General features: G+C 46.7%; 12 protein-coding genes and 1 pseudogene. All 13 read right to left on the reverse strand.

The genetic code is table 11. The features are described from left to right. Positions 1 to 36: 36 nt before the first annotated feature. Positions 37 to 1,101, reverse strand: a complete 1,065-nt coding sequence (locus M5J74_RS31400) for an HAD family hydrolase (RefSeq protein WP_106216171.1) — start codon at positions 1,099 to 1,101, stop codon at positions 37 to 39. 54 nt (positions 1,102 to 1,155) lie between these two features. Continuing rightward, the gene (locus M5J74_RS31405; RefSeq protein ID WP_250017953.1) at positions 1,156 to 2,340 is read right to left on the reverse strand and encodes an acyl-CoA dehydrogenase family protein; all 1,185 of its coding nucleotides are present in this window, start codon (positions 2,338 to 2,340) and stop codon (positions 1,156 to 1,158) included. A gap of 19 nt (positions 2,341 to 2,359) precedes the next feature. Then, positions 2,360 to 2,611, reverse strand: coding sequence for an acyl carrier protein (locus M5J74_RS31410; RefSeq protein WP_106216173.1), 252 nt, complete (start codon positions 2,609 to 2,611; stop codon positions 2,360 to 2,362). Between the two features lie 14 nt (positions 2,612 to 2,625). Next, the gene (locus tag M5J74_RS31415) at positions 2,626 to 3,480 is read right to left on the reverse strand and encodes a 3-hydroxyacyl-CoA dehydrogenase family protein (RefSeq protein WP_305883643.1); all 855 of its coding nucleotides are present in this window, start codon (positions 3,478 to 3,480) and stop codon (positions 2,626 to 2,628) included. 64 nt (positions 3,481 to 3,544) lie between these two features. Next, positions 3,545 to 9,352, reverse strand: coding sequence for a type I polyketide synthase (locus tag M5J74_RS31420; protein WP_250017956.1), 5,808 nt, complete (start codon positions 9,350 to 9,352; stop codon positions 3,545 to 3,547). Positions 9,353 to 9,397: 45 nt separating this feature from the next. Continuing rightward, complete coding sequence (locus tag M5J74_RS31425) at positions 9,398 to 12,856, reverse strand: non-ribosomal peptide synthetase (RefSeq protein WP_106216176.1); 3,459 nt, start codon at positions 12,854 to 12,856, stop codon at positions 9,398 to 9,400. A 53-nt stretch (positions 12,857 to 12,909) separates the two neighbouring features. Further along, positions 12,910 to 13,629, reverse strand: a complete 720-nt coding sequence (locus M5J74_RS33790) for a 3-oxoacyl-[acyl-carrier-protein] synthase III C-terminal domain-containing protein (protein ID WP_371934132.1) — start codon at positions 13,627 to 13,629, stop codon at positions 12,910 to 12,912. A 183-nt stretch (positions 13,630 to 13,812) separates the two neighbouring features. Further along, positions 13,813 to 14,385, reverse strand: a pseudogene (locus M5J74_RS33795) (3-oxoacyl-ACP synthase); the annotation flags it as partial. A 134-nt stretch (positions 14,386 to 14,519) separates the two neighbouring features. Continuing rightward, positions 14,520 to 15,845: a salicylate synthase gene (locus tag M5J74_RS31435; RefSeq protein ID WP_250017961.1), complete on the reverse strand. Its 1,326-nt coding sequence runs from the start codon at positions 15,843 to 15,845 to the stop codon at positions 14,520 to 14,522. A 145-nt stretch (positions 15,846 to 15,990) separates the two neighbouring features. Continuing rightward, positions 15,991 to 17,541, reverse strand: coding sequence for a benzoate-CoA ligase family protein (locus M5J74_RS31440; protein ID WP_250017964.1), 1,551 nt, complete (start codon positions 17,539 to 17,541; stop codon positions 15,991 to 15,993). Between the two features lie 666 nt (positions 17,542 to 18,207). After that, on the reverse strand, positions 18,208 to 19,005 hold the full coding sequence (locus M5J74_RS31445; RefSeq protein ID WP_305883644.1) for a thioesterase II family protein: 798 nt from the start codon (positions 19,003 to 19,005) through the stop codon (positions 18,208 to 18,210). Between the two features lie 24 nt (positions 19,006 to 19,029). Beyond that, positions 19,030 to 20,685 (reverse strand): NAD(P)/FAD-dependent oxidoreductase, encoded by a 1,656-nt coding sequence (locus tag M5J74_RS31450; RefSeq protein ID WP_250017967.1) that lies wholly within the window; start codon positions 20,683 to 20,685, stop codon positions 19,030 to 19,032. A gap of 26 nt (positions 20,686 to 20,711) precedes the next feature. Next, a complete protein-coding gene (locus M5J74_RS31455; RefSeq protein ID WP_250017969.1) occupies positions 20,712 to 21,980 on the reverse strand; it encodes an MFS transporter in 1,269 nt (422 codons plus the stop codon). Between the last annotated feature and the right edge of the window lie 13 nt (positions 21,981 to 21,993).

Genomic DNA, 21,993 nt, shown 5'->3' on the forward strand with positions numbered 1-21,993 from the left:
TTAATAAATGCCCACACGCATCCGAATCGCGGCTACTTATGCGATAGTTTTTACACTGACATAATCTGGAAACGGCTGGATTTGACTCAAATCGGTTTCCAAAATCGATCGCCCATTGTGTATTTCCACTTCTCGAAAGCCTGCAAACTTATAAGTGATGTACATCATGCGATTGCGATCGTTCGCCACAAATTCTGACATCAAGCGCACTTGATTCTCTTTTGCTAGCTGCATAATGTAATTTAGCAAAATCGTTCCTACGCCTCTAGACATAACGCGACATGACATCAACAACAGCTTAATCAGCCATGTTTCAGGGTGACATTCCACTAGTGCTAGCCCAATTTTGCCGTAGCTGCCAAACCGATCGTCCAGGCTAGCAACAAGTAGTTTGTGCCGCTCGGATTGACGCAATCGATCTAGTTCATCATAAGAATAAGAATCGCCTGTTGTATTTAATTGATTAGTGCGAATCGTAAGTTCTTCTGCTCGCCGTAAATCTTCTTTTCGCGCGATCGCAATTGTAAAATTCATATTTAGCGTTGCTAAAAACTCAGTTTGCGGACCCACAAATTCTGCTTCTGCCCGATCGCGTTGAATATCGCTCAAATACATCAACCGTCGCTGTCGTGAATCTGAAGTAATGAAACGAGGCTGCATGACAGGTAGATCTAGCAAATTATTGAGTTCAATCGCATTGATACACAATACTTCTGGCAATGAAAATCGTACTTCTTCTAACTCAAACGGCTGGTCGTCAATGAATGCGATCGCCTCGAATCCGATATTCAAAAATTGGGCGATCGTGCGAATAGATGCAACTTTTGAATTCCAATTAATTTGTGGATAAAGAAAGTATTCTACTAATTCCCATTCTTGCAGTTTTGCCAGTGCTAGTGTATTTTCATTTTTGCTCGCTAGTGACTGTAAAATTCCCCGACTATCCAAGGTTTTGATAATATCAACAACCTGATGCCGCAGCGTCACCTGCTCTTCCAATAACACACCATGCCAAAGGGTATTATCTAAATCCCAAACCACACATTTAATCACTGTGCGATCGGTTTGACGCGCATTTATTGATTCTGTCTGAATCGGCATCACGATCTATGTCCTTGTATTTCTTTTCTTTGTTTCGGTGCAAATGCTTTGTCCTTACGGGGTACTAGTCATCTGAACTGGGAGTGTTTTAGACGAGATTGCCATTCCATATTCCTGATAACCATAGCTGGCGATCGTCAATTGCTGAATTTGGGTACTGCCTTCAATGATTTCCATGATTTTCGCATCTCGCCAATACCGTTCAACCGAAAAAGCTGGACTACAACCATTAGCGCCGTGAATTTGAACCGCATCACTTGCCGCTTTCATTGCGGTAGTTGAAGCAAAATATTTGGCAATAGACGTTTCAGCAATGGACTTAGGATCGCCAATTTGCCTCAGATAGCCAGCTTGATAGCATAGCAACCGAGCTGCCTTGGTTTGCGTAATCATGTCTGATATCAACTGGCGAATTAACGGGTGTTCTTTAAGATAAGTCCCAAATTGTTGACGAACGCTCGTGTAGTGCAAACAAGCTTCTAAACACGCCTGAGCGATACCCACACAGCCCCAAGCAACACTGTATCTGCCGTAGTCGAGGGCAGCAGATGCCACGCAAGACAAGCCAAATCCTACTTTACCAACTAAATTTTCACGCGGAATACGACATCGATCGAACCGCAATTCAGCTAACATGGATGCTCTCGCGCCCAACATACCAAAAATTGGTTCAATTGAAAGACCTGGGGCATTTTTTTCAACTAAAAATGCAGTTGGCTTTCCATCACACTGGGCAAAGATCGAGAAAACATCAGCAATTTGACCGTAGGTAATCCATTTCTTGCTGCCGTTGAGGATATAGGCATTGCCTTCCAGTGTGGCGGTTGTCTCGATTCGTTGAGCATCGCTTCCGACATTGGGTTCCGTTAACCCAAAGGCAGCGATCGCCTCGCCCGTCGCTAGTTTCGGCAACCATTGATTTTTCTGGGCGGTACTTCCCCATTTGAGGAGTGCCTGAGCCACCATTGTATGAACCGTAAGCAAACTCCGCAATGACGCACAGCCTCGTCCAATCGTCTCACTTAGCAAACCATAAGCGATCGTATCCATACCGCATCCCCCATATTCAGGGGTGATCGTTGCACCTAAATAGCCATGACGCGCAAGTTGAGCGATCGACTCAGGTGGCGTTTTTTCTTCGCGATCGGCGCGATCGGCAAAGGGTACGATCGCTCGATCGGTAAAAGCTTTGAATTCAGCTTGAGCCTTTTGTTGTTGAGGTGTGAGATCTAAATGCATAGGCGTTAGATGATGGTCATCAACGATCGAGCGCGATCGCTGTTTTCCGGTCTACTAATTGGGCGATCGCGTTAACTGTACGAAAATTTTCTACATCTAAATCTTCGTTTCCAATCGTAATTTGAAATTCCTGTTCTACAAACAGCACCAGTTGCATTGCAAACATGGAATTGACAAATCCTAAAGCAAAGATATCTTCATCTTCTTGCAATTCGTAATTATGAAAAAATTGTAATAGAAATCCTTTGATTTTGGCTTTAATGTCGTCCATAACCCCCTCATGACTTATTTATATGTATAGAATCCCTGTCCGCTTTTTCTACCATATTTCCCAGCATATACCATTTGCTTTAACAAAGGACAGGGACGATATTTACTATCATTGAAACTCTCATACAAAACTTCAACAGATAGCAAAATTGTATCTAATCCGATGAGATCTGCTGTTTCTAATGGTCCCATTTTGTGACCGAAGCAAGTTTTGAAAATCCGATCCACATCCTCTACAGAGGCAACTCGATCCTGAAGCAGAAAGATTGCCTCGTTGATGGTTAACATCAAAACTCGATTTGATACAAATCCTGGTGCATCATTGACAACAATACAGTCTTTGCCCATTTGAGTCAGCAACATCTTGGTAGCGGCGATTGTTTCATCGCTAGTGCGATCGCCCCGAATCACTTCTACCATTGATTTCATTGGTACTGGATTCATAAAGTGAGTCCCAATGACTTGCGGCGCACGTTTTGTCGCAGACGCAATCTGCGTAATTGAAATTGCTGAAGTATTAGCAGCAAAGATGATTGAAGGCGGACAAATAGCATCTATTTGAGTATAGACCTCTCGCTTAATCGTCCATTTTTCAACAATATTTTCGATCGCAAATTCTGCTTCTCTCAAAACAGAGATATCTGTCGTAAATTTAATCCGCGCTAATACGTCTTCTGGATTGTCAGATGGTGTTTCTCGTTTGAAGAAGCCCTGAAACCGCAGGTTATTCTGGATTTCCTGCTTCGCTTTTTCTAAAATCGTTTCAGATAGATCGAGCAGTAAGACGTGATGACCCGTTTGAGCAAGGTTTTGTGCTACCCCGCTGCCCATCACACCAGCTCCAATTACACCAACAACTTGCATACTCATAATCTCATGTTCTGCATGAATTAATTACCTATCATCCCGCGATTGAAAAGCAATTTTCCCCTAGTTACGGTACAGATGATTCAGTTTGCTGCAATCGAACTGCGACTTCTTCATCTGTTAAAGTATCCAATTCTTCAATGAGTTGAGTTTCGATCGCCAATGCTAATTCTGCTACTGTAGGGGCTTCAAATAAAGTACGGACGGGCAGATCGAGATGGAACGCTTCGCGCAGTTGATTAATCAGAATACTGCCTGTGAGCGAATCTCCTCCCAGTGCAAAGAAACTATCATGAATGCCAACGGGTTCTAAACCGAGAAATTTCTGAAAACTTGCCGCAATTTTGTTTTCTAAATCGGTGTTAGGAGCAACATAAGCATTCTTTAAATTAGGTCTAGGACGAAGCGTTGTGGAACGAGAAGGCGTGGAGGCGATCGCCGCTGTTTGAGCAACTGGCGATACTGGAAGAAGTCGAGTCTGTAACTCTGCGGTCGAAACAACAATTTGACTAAAGCCAGCCCAGAACAAGATTCGCGTTAAAGCCTCAATTCCCCGATCTGCTGTAAATGCATAGTCCGCAAAGCTGCCTCCTGCAAATGCTTCACGTCGCTCGTTGTTCGTTTGCCATGTATCCCAGTTGACGCTAATCCAAGGGACTGTACCCTGCTGCGTTTGTTGATGGGCGAAAGCATCCATAAAATGATTTGCTGTCGTGTAAGCTATTAAGCCAGCACCACCTAAAATAGCCGCTAGGGATGACATTAATAGGCAAAAATCTAATCCTTTGCCTCGCAGCACTTGCTCTAACGCGATCGTTCCCTGTACTTTGGCTTGAAATTGTTCCTCACAGTCTGACATTTCGATCCGCTCGACGGTGCTTAATGTACCTGGAGCGCCCGCCGCATGAATGACACCATTAATTACACCAAAGCGAGACTCTGCTTGCGCGATCGCCCTTTGCAGTTGTGTAACATCGCTCGCATCAGCACCAATTGCCAACACTTCAGCACCCAAGGCTTCTAAATCTAACAGTTTACGAATCCTGCGGCTGGTGCGATTTGATTCATCATGTGTTGTCAGCCATTGAGACCATGTTTCTCGTGCTGGAAAGGTAGATCGTCCCATCAGCACCAGTTTGGCTTGTACTGTCTTGGCAAGATGCTCTGCCAGGGTTAGTCCAACTTCTCCGAGTCCCCCTGTGATGAAATACACGCCACCCTGTCGCAAACGAGATGTTGTCTCCGGTGTTGCTTCTAGGCGGACAGGCTCAAAGGTTTGCACCCAACGATGTCCGCTGCGATAGGCAACGATCGCTTCAGTTGAGGTAGTGTATAACTCTACCATCAATGCATCAACTATACCTGTCATCGATGAGCGATCGAGATCGATACTGCGACAACAAAGATGAGGATACTCTTGAGGTAAGACTTTGAGTGCGCCAAGCATCATTGCTTTTTCTGGAGACACGCTTTCTGCGCCAGTTACGGTATGCAGATGGTTAGAGATCGCCGTTATGGATAGAGAGTGCGTTAGTCCATGCCGTATTAACGCTTGAGCTAAAAATAGCAAGCTGTAAAAGCCCTGGATTTTTCCATCCGGCTCCTCTACTGGGAGTGGTAATGATGGCGTGAGACTCCACAAGTGGGCGATCGCCGTTGGCACTTTATTTTCAGCTTGTAAGGTTTGGATCAACCGATCGTAATCTTGACGAGATCTCGGATCGATTGAATATCGATCGCCTCGATCGGAGGAGCAATCGGGCTCGAATTGCGTCCCTGGTTTGACAATAACAACCTGCGCTCCTTCTCCTATCAATCGTTGCACCAGTTCATTTCCTACCCCTGTTTCATCGTTGAGGAAAAGCAGCCAGCAATCTGTACGAACTGATTTGGATTGGGGCTGATAGGGCTTGGGGAGAAGCGATCGCTTCCACGACGGCACGTAAAACCAATCTGCCAAGTCAGTCGCCTTTGGAGCGGACGATCGATCTGATTCCAAAGGAACAGTGAATGCAGAGGGTATAGAAGGGACATTGACAGGAGCTTGTGCTATCATCACATGCTCTCCGTAAGGCGCAAATTCTGAAAATGCCGCCACCTGCTCAAAGCCATGCGTGGTGAGTGCCGTTTGCCACTCCGCTTTCGATAGGAAAGGATCTCCCATATTGCGTTTACCTGTGGGATCGGCGATGGGATTCATCAACACGGCATCCATCAAATCGGCTTCTAGTCTGTCTTGGGTAATTTCCCATAGTAAGAGCAATCCACCTGGCGCTAGCAGCGATCGCACGTTTTCTAGCGTTCGATCGAGATCGCGAGCTACATGTAAAACATTGAAGGCAATAATGAGATCGAAACCATGAGCTGCAAACCCCTGCGATTCTGGCGATCGCTCGATGTCAAACAAGCGGTAGTCAATAAAAGGATAAGCACTGAATTTTTGTTGTGCCGTTTGTAAAAATAAGCTGCCTACATCCGTAAAAGTATAGCGGGTTTGATGGGCGGGTAATAGCGGCAACACGGCTTCTGTTGCTGTTCCCGTTCCCGCACCCAGTTCGAGAATACGCAGGCTGGCGTTAGCAGGCAACGCTCGTACAACCTGTTCCACGATCGCTTGCAAAATAGGTTTGTAATAGTCCTGAGTGGGGTAGCGAGGAATCGCTTGTGCCTGCTGGAGATTCATTGAGAAGTGAAACTCCAATGGTTCTCGCTCTCCAGTTAAAATAACTGGTAAATTTTCACCATATCGTTGATAAATATCAATCCATTCTAATGTGTCGGGCGATCGCCGTCTGACTTCATCGAGTAAGGATGGTATCGCATCAGTTGAGATCGGTTGTAATTGGGTAAAGCACCCCTGCTCATCTTGCTGTAATTGCCCGTGTTCGACTAAAACATGCAGCCAGCGGTTGACTAATTCTTGATAGCGAGGAATGATGTGGCAACGATCGCATATTTCTTCTGCTGAGTAGCGATCGGATGTATCGTTAAACGTCCCTAAACGCTTGAATGTTTGGTTGAGATAAGCAATACAAAGCCGATCGAGCCACAGCCGATTTTCTTGATGTTCTGCTTCATTAAGCGATCTCACGCCAGCGATCGCTCGATCTTGACCTGCTTCAATTATATTTGTCCACAGATCGGCAGATCGCGCCGGAATGGAGCGATCGGATTCTGTCGGCGGATCGATCCAATAGCGTTGTCGTTCAAATGGGTAGGTTGGTAACGGCAGACGGTATCGAGACTCAAGTGCATGAACGGTTTGCCAGTCAATTTTTACACCCGAAAGCCACAGTTGTCCTAAAGCATTCAGGATAAATGTGATGTCGGACTGGCGTTCGTAAGCATGACGTAGCGAAGGTAAGACGAGTGGAGCATTTTTTGGCTCAAATTCTAAGCATTGTAACGCCATGCTGCTCAGTGTTTGTCCAGGTCCCACTTCCAACAGAATAGAAGGTTGAGATTGCCACAATTGCTGGATGCCGTCTGCAAACCGGACAGGCTGACAGAGATGCTCTGCCCAATAGCCTGGATCGGTCGCTTGCTCTGCTGTAATCCAGGTTCCACTGACATTAGAAATATAAGGTATTTTCGGTGGCTTTAATGTAATTGTTTCAACCACCTTAGTAAGTTCGGGCGCGATCGCCTGCATCATGTGAGAATGAAAGGCATGGGAAGTTTGCACTCTGCGACAGACTATTCCTCGCTCCTGCAATTGAGTTGCTAAACGATCTACAGCATCGATAGCTCCAGCGACAACACACAGATTAGAACCATTAATGGCAGATAATGAAAGCCGATCGTTTAACAAAGCGCGTACTTCGGCTTCTGCTAATGGAACGGCTAGCATGGCACCAGGCGGCAATTTCTGGATCAGTTGCGATCGCTTGGCAATGAGTGTTAGCGCCTCTTCCAGCGACATGACCTCTGCTAGGGTTGCTGCTACGTACTCTCCTAAGCTGTATCCCATCATTGCAGCCGGACGAATTCCCCACGATCGCCACAATTGCGACAGTGCATATTCGATCGCAAACATGGCAGGCTGTGTAAATTCTGTCTGGTTGAGAATTTGCGTCGCAGCATCGGCTGGAGTCTCGTCTCGTCCCAACATTTTCCGCAGATCGATGCTAGGTGCTGCACCGATCGCAGAGTCAGTTTTATTTGCATAAATCAGTTCTCTGAGATCTCGCCCTATCAGTGGTTTAAGGAATTCACAGCAGCGATCGATCGCATCGCGAAAAACAGGTTCGGTTTGATATAAATCCCTACCCATACCGACATAATGAGTCCCCAAACCCGCAAATAAAAAGGCGATCGCAGGTTGCCGATCTTCATCGCAAACGCTCGTGAGAACTCGTTTGGGGTCTTGCAGCGCCGCGATCGCATCATCAATGGATTGACAGACGATCGCCCGACGATGGCTAAATCCTCGCCGCCCAACTTGTAGCGTGTAAGCCACATCCGCTAGATTGAGATTTGGGTGCTGCTGTAAATGCTCGCTCAGGTTATGAGTTGCAGCTTCTAGCGCCGATTCTGTTTTAGCAGAAAGCAATAGCAATTGGTACGGGGAAGTCAGCGGCAATTCCACCCTTATTGGCGCTTCCTCTAGCACCAGATGGGCATTAGTGCCACCAAAACCGAAGGAACTCACCCCTGCGCGTCGGGGCGTGCCGTTGGCGTGCCATTCAGCCAGCTGAGTGTTGACATAAAATGGGCTATTGGCGAAATCGATTTGCGGATTAGGTGTTTCAAAGTGAAGACTCGGTGGCAAAACCTTGTGATGCAATGCCAATACGGTTTTTATTAAGCCTGCAATGCCTGCTGCTGCATCCAAATGCCCGATGTTACTTTTCACCGAACCTATGGCACAATAGCCGATTTTCTTGCTGGAAAAAGCTTGTTTTAATGCTGCCACTTCAATCGGATCGCCGATTGGAGTCCCACTGCCGTGAGTTTCAACATAGCTAACAGTTTCTGGCGCTACCTCCGCCATGAGTTGAGCCGTGCGAATGACTTGCGCCTGCGCCGCTTCGCTAGGCGCAGTGTAACTTACTTTCTGCGAGCCATCATTGTTAACCGCAGACCCTTCAATCGTGGCATAAATGTAATCTCCATCCGCGATCGCGTCTGTCAATCGCTTTAACACAACCACTCCAATGCCATTACCACCAATAGTTCCAGCAGCACTAGCATCAAAGGCGCGGCAATGTCCATCGGGCGCAATTCCCTCTGGGCAAAGTGTATCAGCGGTTTGAGGCGCTTTAACCGATACGCCTGCTGCCAACGCCAGATCGCATTCCCCACTTAACAAGCCTTTACAGGCTAAATGAACTGCCACCAATGAACTAGAACAGGCAGTGCCGACGCTCAAACTCGGTCCGTTCAAATTGAGTTTGTAGGATACCCGTGTCGGTACGTAATCCTTATCAGACGCGAGCAGAACTGGGAAATAGCCCAAAGAATCCTTTAAACGGTTAGGGAACAGGTTATAGAGCAAGTAGGTGCTAACTCCCACACCTGCATAGACACCAATCGGTCTAGTTTCCCGTTCTGAGTCGTATCCAGCATTTTCTAGAGCTTCCCAAGCGCATTCTAGGAAGAGGCGATGTTGTGGGTCCATTAGTTCAGCATCTCTGGGGCTGAAGCCAAAAAAGGCAGCATCAAACCATTCAATATCGTTTAAGATACCTCCTGCTTTGAGCGATCGCTCCCGTTCTTCTTTAATTGCTCCATTGGATTCTGTTTCTGGAAATACAGAAATTAACTCATTCCCTTGAGTCAAATGTTGCCAAAATTCCTGGACGTTTTGGCTACCAGGAAATCGTCCTGATAGTCCAATGATGGCAACTTCTAAGCCGTTCTGCTCAACGTTCATAGCCCTGTTTTACGTGCGTTACTGTAGTTGTTTTAAGCAAGATAATTACTGCCGGATGGCGATCGCTCTAGATAATTGTTGTTTTAGCCGCGTCTTGCCGTCCTGCAATTTTTGCGCGAGTTCTTCTGATGGGTGAGGTGAAGACAGTGGATCGGGATGCAAATAGGCGGCGAATGAATGAATTGTGGGATACTTGAATAAATCGGTGAGCGCCCATGACTTGACATCATCAGGGAGAGCGATCTTGAGCTTACTGTAAGCTTTTGTAACTAACAGAGAATTGCCACCAATGTCAAAAAAGTTATCGCGAACGCCGATTCGATCGAGATGTAGTATTTCCTGCCAAACGGCTGCAATGGTTTGCTCAAGCTGATTTTGCGGCGCGATGTAAGCAGTTTCTGGCATTGGCAATGCGATCGCCTGCGCCATGAGCGTGCGGCGATCAACTTTCCCATTTGCTGAAAGTGGGAAGGTTTTTAGAATGACAAAGAGCGTAGGCACCATATGAGCTGGCAATCTCGCATTGAGAAATTGCCGTAATGTTTCTGGAGACGGTTTCTGCCGATCTGGTACAACAAATCCAACTAATCGAGCTTTATCGGTCTGCGGCTCAATAGCAGTCACGATTGCCCCTCGCACGGCTAGATGTTGTTGCAATGCAGCTTCAATTTCTCCCGTTTCAATTCGCTGTCCCCGAATTTTGACCTGAAAATCGACTCGTCCTAAAATTTCCAGCGTGCCATCAGCGCGATAGCGTCCTAGATCGCCCGTGCGATAAATTCGTTCTCCTGTTTGAGGATGGGTAATGAAGCGATCGCGCGTTTTCTCTGGATCGCGCCAATAGCCTTTGGCTAACCCAACTCCAGCACAGCACAATTCCCCTGGAACCCAGGTGGGACAATCTATTAATGATTCATTTAATACATAATACTTAGTATTGGCAATAGGTCGTCCGTAAGGAATACTTTTCCAATGAGAATCGATGCGATCGACAACGTGCCAAATGTTCCAAAGCGTCGTTTCTGTAGGTCCACCAACACTCACAAGTTGAGCATTGGGAGCCAAAGCCTTGAGGCGATCGGGCAATGTCAATGAAATCCAATCACCACCAAGAAACGTCCAACGCAAATCGGGTAATTGAACGCTGGAATTAGACTCAGCATACGCTAACAGCATTTCCATCATGGCTGGAACCGAATTCCAGAGCGTCACGCGCTCCTGTTGCATGAGTGCCATCCAATGAGCCGGATCGCGGCTCATACTTGCATCTGGGACGATTAGCGTTCCACCTGCGGCTAAGACTCCAAAGATGTCATACACCGACATATCATGATGAAGTGCCGTTAATGCCAGTACCCGATCCCCTGCACTAACCTGGAACTGTTGATTGGTGTGAGCGATCGCATTCACTACACCCCGATGGGCGATCGCCACGCCTTTCGGCTGACCTGTAGAGCCAGAGGTGTAAATAACATAAGCTAGATCGTCTAGAGTTTGAACTGGCAGTAATGGCTCGCAACTCTCATTACAAAAATCAGTATCGACACAGAGCCGTTGAGCGGCAATCGTCCATTTCAGTCGCCGATCAAGCCAAGACTGAGTTAAGACAATTTCGGCATCGCTATGATTTACTAAATCGGCTAAACGAGCAGGCGGCAAACTTGGATCTATGGGAACATAGGCAGCACCCGCTGCTAGAATGCCTAGCACTGCGATCGCTTGTTCCCACCCTTTTTCCATTACCACAGCCACAAGCCGATTGGGACGAACGCCTCTTTCTCTCAGGCAATGCCCTATCTGGTTAGAACGGCGATATACCTCCTGATATGTCAGGCGCTCGCGAGCAGTGACGATCGCCCATCGATCGCGATTGGCTTCAACTTGAGCGGCAAACAACGAATGCAATAACGCATCTGGAATAGGAGCAGTCTCGGTTGCCTTTCGCTGCGCCAATTGAGCAGGGGGGATGAGCGATCGCGTCGTTTCCAGCCAAGCAGCTTCTGAAGTGGCAAGCTGTTGAAGCAACTGCCAATATGCCTCAACCATGTCTTGAATCAGCCCGTCTGGGAATAGTTCTTCCACCACATCCCAATTACAAGTTAACCGCCCTTTATCTTCCCAAACCTGCACGTCCATCCAGGTTTGTGAGGCTTGGCTAATTCCATATACCAACTCACCAAAGTGACTAAACGTGAGCGTTTCTTGTCCTAGTACGCCAAAGCCCAAGGTACTCGTAAAGACAACAGGCATTGCACTTGGCGGCATTCCTCGACGGCGAGAGAGTTCCCGCGTCACTTCAACACCGCTAACATAACGATGTTCTAAGTCCTGCCAAAGCTGTTGTTGTAATCGTTTAGCGCGATCGACAAATGATTCTTTTGCCGTATAATCGACGGCTAATAAAATGACAGATGTAAAATCTCCTAAGAGGTCGTTGACTTGAGGATGGAGCGGCAGCCGATTGAATGACGCTAGATTCAAGGTAAATTGCGGTACTTTGCTCCACTGGCTCAAAACTTCAGCAAAGGCTGCTAACAAAACCCCAGAAGGAGTCAGACCTGCTTGAGCCGCTCGCTGTTTCAATTGCTGCCAAATATCGCGGCTGAGTTGTCTGTCATACCGCTTACAGAGATGCTGTTTGAGTTCTTTGGGTTGTTTGGCTAGTGGTAAATCTGGAGCCGGAGGTAAACGATCGAGACGGTTGAACCAATACGCCTGCGATCGCCGATATAATTCAGTTTGCGGCAATTTTCGCTCGGCGATCGCATAGTCACGAAAAGAGATTTCCAGCGGCGGTAATTGAATATTTGGCTGTTGGTAGAGTTGAAACCACTCATCAAACAGCCGAAACAGGCTCCATGCATCAAATATTTGTAGGTCGTAGCTGATATGCAAACGAGTGCGGACTTCATCTAGCAGCGTGGCACAGAACTCAAATAGAGGAAAGCGATCGGTCGGTAATACTTGATGGGACAGCCGCTGCCGAATAGTTTCAAGGTGCGCCTCAATAGCTTCGCGCTTCTGTCCCCGTAGATCGAATACCTGAATCTCGTATGGCGGAACCTGCTGCAATATTTGCTGCTGTCCGTCTGGCAAGACGATCGCTCTGAGCATATCGTGGCGATCGATTAGTTGGTGTAGTGCTTGGTTCAGCCGTTCTAACGCTAAATCCTTGCAATCAATTTCATAATATCCGTGATTGGCAACCGTACCTAATTCCAACACGCCACTTCGACCAACCCAAAAAGCTCGCTGCATCTCTGTTAGAGGAAATGGCTCGTAGCGATGTGCCGGATCGGATTCGATCTGCGGTAATCTCCCAGAACTTGCAGTTTCACTGTTTTGATGGAGCAATAATAGTAGTTCTGCTTTGTGTTCGATCAATGAGTCTCGTAGTTCTGGTACGATACTTCCCTTGGGCGCATCGATGAGGAGAGAGTCACCCTCGGCGGAGAGTTTGATACCTCGATCTGAGAGATGAGTGAGAAGTGAATGCAGCTCCATGATAGTTGTTCGATGTTGTTCGATAATGGCTGTTGGCAATGGCGAGAGATGAATTATAAACTCAATGTTTCTCGTTCTGAATCGGGAATCGCAGCATTTGATGTTGAAGTGACTAAATCCGCGATCGCCAATTGATTTAATATATAAGCCGCAAGTTCAGAGATAGTGCGATCGCCAAAAAATTGCGTCATTGGCACTCGTACCTGCAAATCTGCTTCCATTTTTCCTCGTAATGCCAAAATCGTTAAAGAATCTAGCATTGATGCTAAAGGCTGCTGGTCGATCGTGGGGAATGATAAGGTCAGCGTTTGCGTCAGCCATTGGGTTAAATACGTTTCGAGTCGTTGCTGTCTTGCTGCTGGTACAGTGGCGAATAGTACATCTCGCGAACATGAAATGCGATCGGCTAGAACAACTCTATCTTCGGTCTGGATTAAAGTTTTTGGCGGAGCAGGAGTAGGTCCCAAACCAACCTCTCCCCAGCGCATCACCGTTGCAGCGGCGGTTGCAGCAGCACCAATGGTATATACCAAGGCTAATTGATTTTCGCGGAGCTTTCCAGTTTGAACGGCGTGATATAAGTTGGCGATCGGGAAAACGGGACCAATATTGGCGTAATAAGGATAAAGATTAATGGTTCGATCGCGATCGATTCCAAGTGCTTGAGTGCAAACCTGGGCGTACCAAGCCGTTGGCGTATTAAAGGCGAAAAAATCAATGCGATCGAGGGTAACGCCAGCAGCAGCAGCGGCTCCTTCACAGCAGATCCGCACGTAATCGACGGCAGTCTCTGCTAGTGCAGCGGCATTTTCACCCGTTCGCATACATAGGCGCGGCTGACCTGACTCCATTACCCAATCATAGGCATGAGCGCCGCGAGTTGCGGCAGTATGCACGATTTTGCTACCTAAGATTCCTTGCTCCGATTTGAGTGTGGCGACGACAAAAGCGCCAGTTCCATCGCCAATTGACCAAGAAAGAGTATCGGTTAGGTCGATCGCATTCGATCCAACGTGAGAAACGACAACCAAAATATGCCGATATTCATGGGTGCGGACTAATGCAGCGGCAGTTTGCAGGGCGATCGCGGCACTGGAACAGGTCGATTCTAGATTCCAGGCTGGACACTGCAAACTGAGTCGATCGACCAGATAGGAAGCATCACGAAAACCAACTTGCTCTGGAAAAATTGATGTGACAATCAGGAGATCGATATCTGCGGGGGTCAGGTTGGCAGCGGCGATCGCATCTTGAGCAGCACTATGTTCTAGCGCGAACGAAGACTCGCAATCGTCTAGGACTCGTCGTTCCACACTGCCTCGAAACGGATCGGATAGATAGGGAGCGACGGCTTGCGACCAAATTTCTAGTCCGCTAGCATTAGCAGTTAGCTCAATGGGGCGATCGGTTCGAGTTCGTCTTGGCTTAGATATCGCCAATTCAGGCGTTTTCTCGCGCCAATAGTCATTGGTGCGGATCGCGTTAGGGAAACGAAGTGCAAGTGAGCGAATGCCAACCGGATCGTTCACGATCGTAATCTCCTTTCACTTGAAAATCTGACTATTGAATGACTCTCCCTATAGGGCAGAAGGCAGAAGGCAGAAGGAAAAGCCTTTCCGAACAGCGGTTACAGGTGACATTGATATCCTAATCTTTTCGCTTGCTATACCTGCCGAGACATGACTAAATTGGTAAGCATAGTATTCATCTTATTCACTGATTCTATGTATTCATTTTGAGGAATTGATTCTGCCATGATTCCAGCTCCTGCATTGAGATAAACCCAATTTTTATATTGATAAACTGAGCGAATGGCGATCGCCAAATCTGCCATGCCATTGCTACCGATCCAACCAATTCCACCAGCATAAATACCTCGTGGTTCGGTTTCTAAGCGATCGATCCATTCCAAAGCGCAGTGTTTATCAATGCCAGAAACAGTAATACCTGGAAATAAGACTTTTAAGGCATCCCACAAAGTTTTTCCTGGTTGAAGCTGTCCCCCTACACGAGATGATAAATGTTGCACGCAGCTATATTGTTTGACTTGCATGAAGTCATAAATTTGAACTGTCTCAGGCAAACAGACTGAAGCCATCTCTTGCTGCGCGAACCAAATAGAAAGGGCGTGTTCCTTCACTTCTTTAGCATCAGAAAATAGTTCGCGTTTGAGCCGAGTATCTTCTGTCAAATGCTCGGAGCGAGGTCGAGTTCCAGCTAATGGATTGGTAACAACAAACCCATTGGCATTCACATCCATCAAGATTTCTGGACTAAAACCAACCGCCTTGACATCACCCAATTGCAAACAGTACGATCGCGCCGCAATATTATTTTTGTCTCCTAATGCGTAAGTTCCTACTGCATCCAATTCCCCTTTCACTTTAATCGATCGCGACAAGATTGCTTTATGCAATTGTCCGGTTTGGATTGCTTCAATTAGAGTGCTGACTTGTTGCTGGTAGTGACTGCGATCGGCAGCATTTAAACTTAACAAAGTAGCTGTATAATTTGGCAATGATGAGTCTGCCAGCACATCTTGCAAAGGCGCTAATGGTTTAACGCTTCTAATCCGAATTCCCTTGGGTGTAATGTGCAGCTCTGTTTCAGGCACGAGGAAATGCAGTAGTGGCTGGGCGATCGCTTTGGTATAGGGGTAGTAAAAACGAGCCAGATCGAAGCTTACATATCCATAGGCATTCCAATGCTCGATCGGTAACTCAGCCAGCGTGGATTCTACCTGTTTCAAGGGGTCGTGAATTGGCTCCGATTGGTGTTGTCCTTGGCATCGACTGGAGATAGTTTCCGTCGTCACCAACACATCTGCCAAGACATTTCCCGCAATCCGCACTTCATTATTGCGCTGGTACATTACATAGTCGGAAAAGACTTGAGCATCCAACAAGTTTTTGAGTAACAGGAGCGGTTCGCGCCAACCTGGTACGAACGTCTCCTGATAGGTGAGCATACTGCTGGCAACTGGATACATACTGAGCTGCTTTGGGGAGGGTTTACAAAGGATGAAGTAGGATGAAAGAGGATTAGGTATGGCAGAGGGCAGAAGGAAAAGACCTTGGAGACAATGGTTTCAAGCGGCTAGGATGTCCTAACCTTTCCGCGCTTTGCTATAACTGCTAAGGGCTAGTTGCTGTCTCTCTAAGCAATGATTTACGATGAATTTTACCTGTCGGGGTACGGGGTAGAGTGTCTACAATGTAAATTTGTTTGGGTGCTTTGAAGTGTGGTAGGCGGCTTTTTGCCCATTGACGTAAGGTGTCTGTCAGGTGAGGCGATCGCTCTATCCCAGATTTGAGGCTAACATAGGCAACAATCTCGGTTAATTGTTCGCCGCGATCGGACTCCGATACCACAGCCGCATCCAACACATCATCATGCTGCAACAACACATCTTCAATTTCAAATGGAGACACCCACATCCCGTTAACTTTAAAGAAGTCATCTTTACGTCCCATGAACCAGAAATAGCCATCACAGTCCACTAAATACTTATCTCCGGTTCGCATGGTTTCACCGCAAAGGGCTTGCCGAGTTTCTTTGAGTCGGTTCCAGTAGCCTAACATCAGGCTCTCACCACTCACTTGCAGATCGCCAATCTCACCTGGAGCAACCGGAATGCCATGCTCGTTTACTACTCGGAGATCGTACCCTGAAACGGGACGACCTGAACTTCCAGGACGGCAGGCTGCCGCTGTATTAGACAGAAAAATATGTAATAGTTCTGTCGTGCCAATGCCTTCACAGATTTCTAAACCATATTGTTCTCGCCACTTATACCAAATAGTTTTAGGTAACTGTTCTGCTGCTGAAACGCAAAGCCGTAATGAAGACACGTCCAATGGCGCAATTTCCTCTACGGCTAAGATTCCCGCATAGGCACTTGGGATTGCAAATAGAACCGTTGGGCGATAGCGATGAATATCTGCAACGATATCAAAGGCGTTTTGTGCATCTGCTAAAACGGCTGACGCTCCTACTGCCGTTGGCATGTATAGTGTATTGCCTAACCCATAGGCAAAAGGCATTTTAGCAACGGAATAGACAAGATCGTTTGCACTTAAACCTAAGATTGCTTGACTGTAGCGTTCTGCACAAACCATCATGCTGCTGTGGGCATGAACTACTCCTTTGGGTCGTCCCGTACTGCCTGAAGTGTACAGCCAAAATGCAGGTTCATCACGAGCAGTTTGAGCTGGTAGGGCGATCGCGGGTGAATGAGAGATTTGCGATCGAAATAGTGTTTCTCCATCGGTGAGCAAAATATGCCGCAGAGATGGAATGGAGATGGGCATCAATCGTTCTTGCCAAGTTTGGGTTGTGAGTAAAATCTTGGCACGCGAGTCTTGGAGGATATAGCGAACATCATCAATCGCGCATCCGGTGTTAATTGGAACCGGAACAGCACCAAGCCAGATCGCAGCCCAAAACGCGATCGCCAACTCAGGAGTATCGGGTAACAGAATGGCAATGCGGTTTTCTGACTCTAGCCCCAGCTCGGAAAAGTATCCAGCCGTAGATTGCACGAGTTGTTTAACCTGAGCATACGTGAATGTTTCATTCTGATGATAGAATGCAATTCGATCGCTGCGTCCTTGTGAAATATTAGCTTCGAGAAAATGAGCGGCAATATTAAAAATGGTTGGTAGTCGATCCACACGACGGTTCATCTCGTTTTCCTTCTTGACCCTAAGAGAAGAGATATCAGGGAAATTTAATTTCTAATTCCTCGATCGGCTATGTAATGTTGGACATTGCTGTGTAATTGAATGGCTACTCGACAAGCGTAAGCACAGTGAGAGTACCCTGATAAACTTTATTTACATTACTTACACGCTTGCGATCTCGGTCAGAATATGAATTTTTCACATTTAGCGATCGCTACTTATTAGATTTCCGCAAATCTTATGCGTTCAAAACTGCTTAGCTTAACTTTGTGATACCTTGACAAGACAATAGTCTCGATTTGTTATTAATGTTTGAGCTTCTGTTTGTTACCTGTTCAATATATCAAAATAGTTTTGTTAATGCAATAGATTCTCAATAGTTTTATCCTATTTTTTACGATAAATTCTTAGCATTTTTTTAATAGATACTTGTTATATAGCAATTCTATTTGAGTTATGAACGCTTGGTTTCGGTTATCATTAGTTATTTGTCATCTGTCGCTCCAGAAGTGCAATCGCGTTACAGTCACGATCGCTCTTTTCATAATTGATTTAGAACCGCTATAGAAACTCTTTCCACCTACGCGCACTCATGGAAGATCGAGATTTTTAACCCTTGCCTTGCGGGTTTTGTCTGTGTAGTCGCGACTTGTAGTCGCCCCATACTACTTACAGATTAGGTTGGCGATCGCTCGTTTGATTAAGAATTTGGTTCAATCCTTGGCAAAGATACGACAACACTTGTGGTTGAGCCTTGTAGATGAAGAAGTGATCGCCTGGAAATAACCGCAGATCGAAGATAGCTTGGGTTTGCTCTCGCCAACTTTCTAGACTGGGAGGATCTGCTTTCCAATCTTGTAGTCCACCAAGAACGCCGATTGGGAAATCTAATGGAGGTTCATCACTATAATCATAGGTTTCAATGGCGGCAAAGTCAGCCCGTAGCGTTGGTAATAAGAGCTGCATTAATTCGGTATTGGCTAAAACTGCCTCTGGCGTGCCATTATAGCGACGTAGTTCGTCCAAAAACTCGGAATCTGGTAAGGCGTGAATGGGGCGATCGGGATCGGGAATTTGAGGCGATCGCTGCCCAGATACAAATAAATGTAATGGCAAGGGATGCTGCTCTCGACGTAAACGACGAGCTAGTTCAAAGCTTACAAGTGCACCCATACTGTGTCCAAAGAAGACAAAGGGCTTAGTGAAGCTTGGTAATAAAGCTTGATGCAAGGCTGCAATCAACGGCTCTAGGCGAGTAAACGGTGGCTCTGAGAGTCGCATTCCGTGTCCTGGAAGCTCGACAAGACAGCCTTCAACATTGAGCGGCAGCCAATCGAGCCAAGGGCGGAAACTCAAGCCACTGCCTCCTGCGTAGTGAAAGCAGAACAGCCTTAATGCAGCTTGTGGCTTGGGGGCGGGACAGGCAACCCACATGTTAGAAGTAGCAGGAGTTGGCGTAAGTTTCATGGTGAATTGAGAAATTAGATAACGTCACGATCGCCCTGCTGCCGTTTGTTGAGCGGCGGCAAGCAGATCGTCAATGTCATAATCGAAATATCGTTTTACCTCAGATTTAGAGGAGCTTTTAATCCAAAACAAGAACCGTTTTTGTTCGGCAATACCATATTTAGATGCTACATCGAGGTCGCGCTGAGAGGCATCCCCAAGCCCATAAAAATTATTGGGTAGAAAATCGATAGACTGAATCAGCGACATAACCTGCTGTGCAGCTTCATTCGGATCGCGCAATCCAGCTTCAACTTGTTCTACGAGTGTTGTTGCCTGACGGAAAAAATCATCTCCTAATCCTTCGTAGCTGGGAGTAAGGTAGTCTAGATTAGATTCATCCTCCATCGATGCCAGTTCGACACCTTTGCCTGCACTAATTTTCAACCGTTTCCGTAGTCCTGCTTTCGCTTGACGCATTGAACTGCCTAAAATCCAAATCCGTCTCCAAGCATTCCAGAGATTATAGTTGCTAAAAGCAATGTAAGAACAGTGAACTAGATCGTCATTGTAATTGAGTAACTTTTGTTGTAATTCTTCCAAAGCGGTGAAGTGATTGGCGGAAAAGTCTTTGTTGGCGATCGCCTTTAATAACCGTGCTGCCAACGGCACGATCGTGATACAGCTATTCACCAAACCAAAGGAATACAGCGGATCGATGAAGCCAGCCGCATGGGGCAACAAATAAAATCGATCGCCCATACAGCGATGAGAGGAGTATTGTAGCCGTCCGGTTGAAACCCAATTCCGAACTGGTTTAGCGTCTTCAAATTGAGTCGCAATGCTGGGAAACCGAGCTAGAAACGCCTGAAACTCTTGTTCTGGTGATGTATCAGTTTTAGGAAAACGGCGCGAATCTAGATTCAGTCCAATACTGCAAACGGGATTAGCGGAGCGATCGTGATTGTTGAACGGAATTACCCACATCCAGCCACCATCAAAGATGTGGTGCAGCGTTCCTTGATACCAACGCAGTTCATCTTGCGGTTGGCTTGTTGGCACGCAATCATCGTACCGCTTGACACCAACCATATGTGTAAAGATGCTGCGTGAATGCGTTTTGAGCCGAGTCGGTATTTCCCGTAACTGAAACTTTTGGGTCAACAATGAATTGTAGCCGCTGCCATCCACAAGATAGCTGGCGATGAATTGTTCGTTGTTATCCGTCGCGATCGTCACGCCGTGGCGATCGATGCTCAGATCGATGACCCGTGTATTTTCTAGTAATTGCACTCCATACTGAACCGCTACATTTGCCATGTAGAGATCGATATCTTGACGAAATAAGTGGCTGCTGGGATGAACCCCTAGCTTATTGGTTTCCTGTAAATTTTGAGCTTGTCCCTCGCGATGGTAAACGAAATTGAACGATCGCTTCAATCCGCAGGCTGAGGGAGAGATATGGTTACAGATGTTTTCAAACGAGCTTAAATGAGCAATTTCAGGAACTTCGTACTGGTAGCTGAGAATGCTCATCATCAGATCGGTATCAGGTGTCATTGCTTCCCCGATCGCAAATCGAGGATGGGCATTTTTGTCAATGACTAAGACTCGCGCTCCATGTTTAGCAAGAATCGTTGCTAGAATTGAACCTGCTAAGCCGGAACCTAGAATAATGACATCAAATTGCTTTGGAGCCATAGCATACCTTCTTTATACTGAATGATTTAAGTTACGACTGACGATTGAGAAAGAGGAGGATCGTCTAATACTTTGGCAACGATCGTGAGATTAATCAAACCAATTCCCACACTCGCTAAGAACAATCCTTGATAGCCGATCGCCTCAGCAATGATTCCACTGAATGCAGCAGCACCAAGACTACCCATAAATGCAACAGAAGTTTGCACGGTGTAATCAGTCCCAGCTGTTGCAGCTTGGCTTCGATCCATCATTAGCGTAAATAAAGCAGTACTTGCCATGCTGCTAGTAAATTGAATTGCGATCGCGATCGAATACAGCATCGGACGGTAGGCAATTCCTGCGGCTGGAATCAGGTAGCCGAGAAGCGTCACCACTTCCAACAACCCAAAGAGCAACAGCGATCGCTTCCTTCCCAAACGAGTCATCAACAAACCAGCCGCGATCGCGCCAAACATCCCTGCCGTATAACCAACAATTCCCCTAATTAAGCCAATTTCAGATAGCGATAACCCAAGATCGACCAGCAGCGGGCGAAACATGGTTGCAGCCATTAAACCGCTCATTGTATACAGCACGATCGTCGTTAACCAACGCCACATTCTGGGACGGCGGAAAAAGCTGGTGAGTGTCTTCCAATAGCTCGTACAAACAGTTAAAAAAGAACCGCGAGCTTGCTCTAATGCTTGAGGAGAACGATCCTCTTGAGCGGGTGGTTCGCGATATCGAAGCACTGGCAGCAACGCAAATATCATAGTACCTGCCATGACGAGCATGGTTGGCTTCCAGCCCCATCGATCGAGCAGGAGCAGCATACCACCACCGCCAATCAAGGAGCCTAAATAATTTCCGGCAGTCTGAACTCCATTGCCCATACCTCGCTCTTTTGGCTCCAACAGTCCAACTGCCAAGGCATCAGCGGCAATATCTTGGCTTGAGCAAAACAAAAATAGACAAAATGTACCCACCATCGTGATGGTTAAATAATTCTGGATTTCAAACTCAGCGCAAATTACCGTCGTTATCGCCACGAGAAGCTGAAAGAAAATAATCCAAAAGCGATAGTGTCCCCAACGTGTATAGCCGTAATTGTCAATTAAAGGAGACCAGAGAAACTTAAACGTGAGTGGTAAACCCAGTAACGGCACTAAGCCAATAGCGTCTAGCGCAATTCCTTGTTGGCGCATAAATACAGGCAGCGCCTCAAATAAAAACATAACGGGAATATATTGCGAGACATACAGGCTGGCAAGGAGAGCAAACTTCTCGATCGTTCGGGTTCTACGGCGAGTCATTGGGTCGCAGTTG

This window comes from Chroococcidiopsis sp. CCNUC1 (genome assembly GCF_023546805.1).
Taxonomy (GTDB): Bacteria; Cyanobacteriota; Cyanobacteriia; order Cyanobacteriales; family Chroococcidiopsidaceae; genus Chroococcidiopsis; species Chroococcidiopsis thermalis.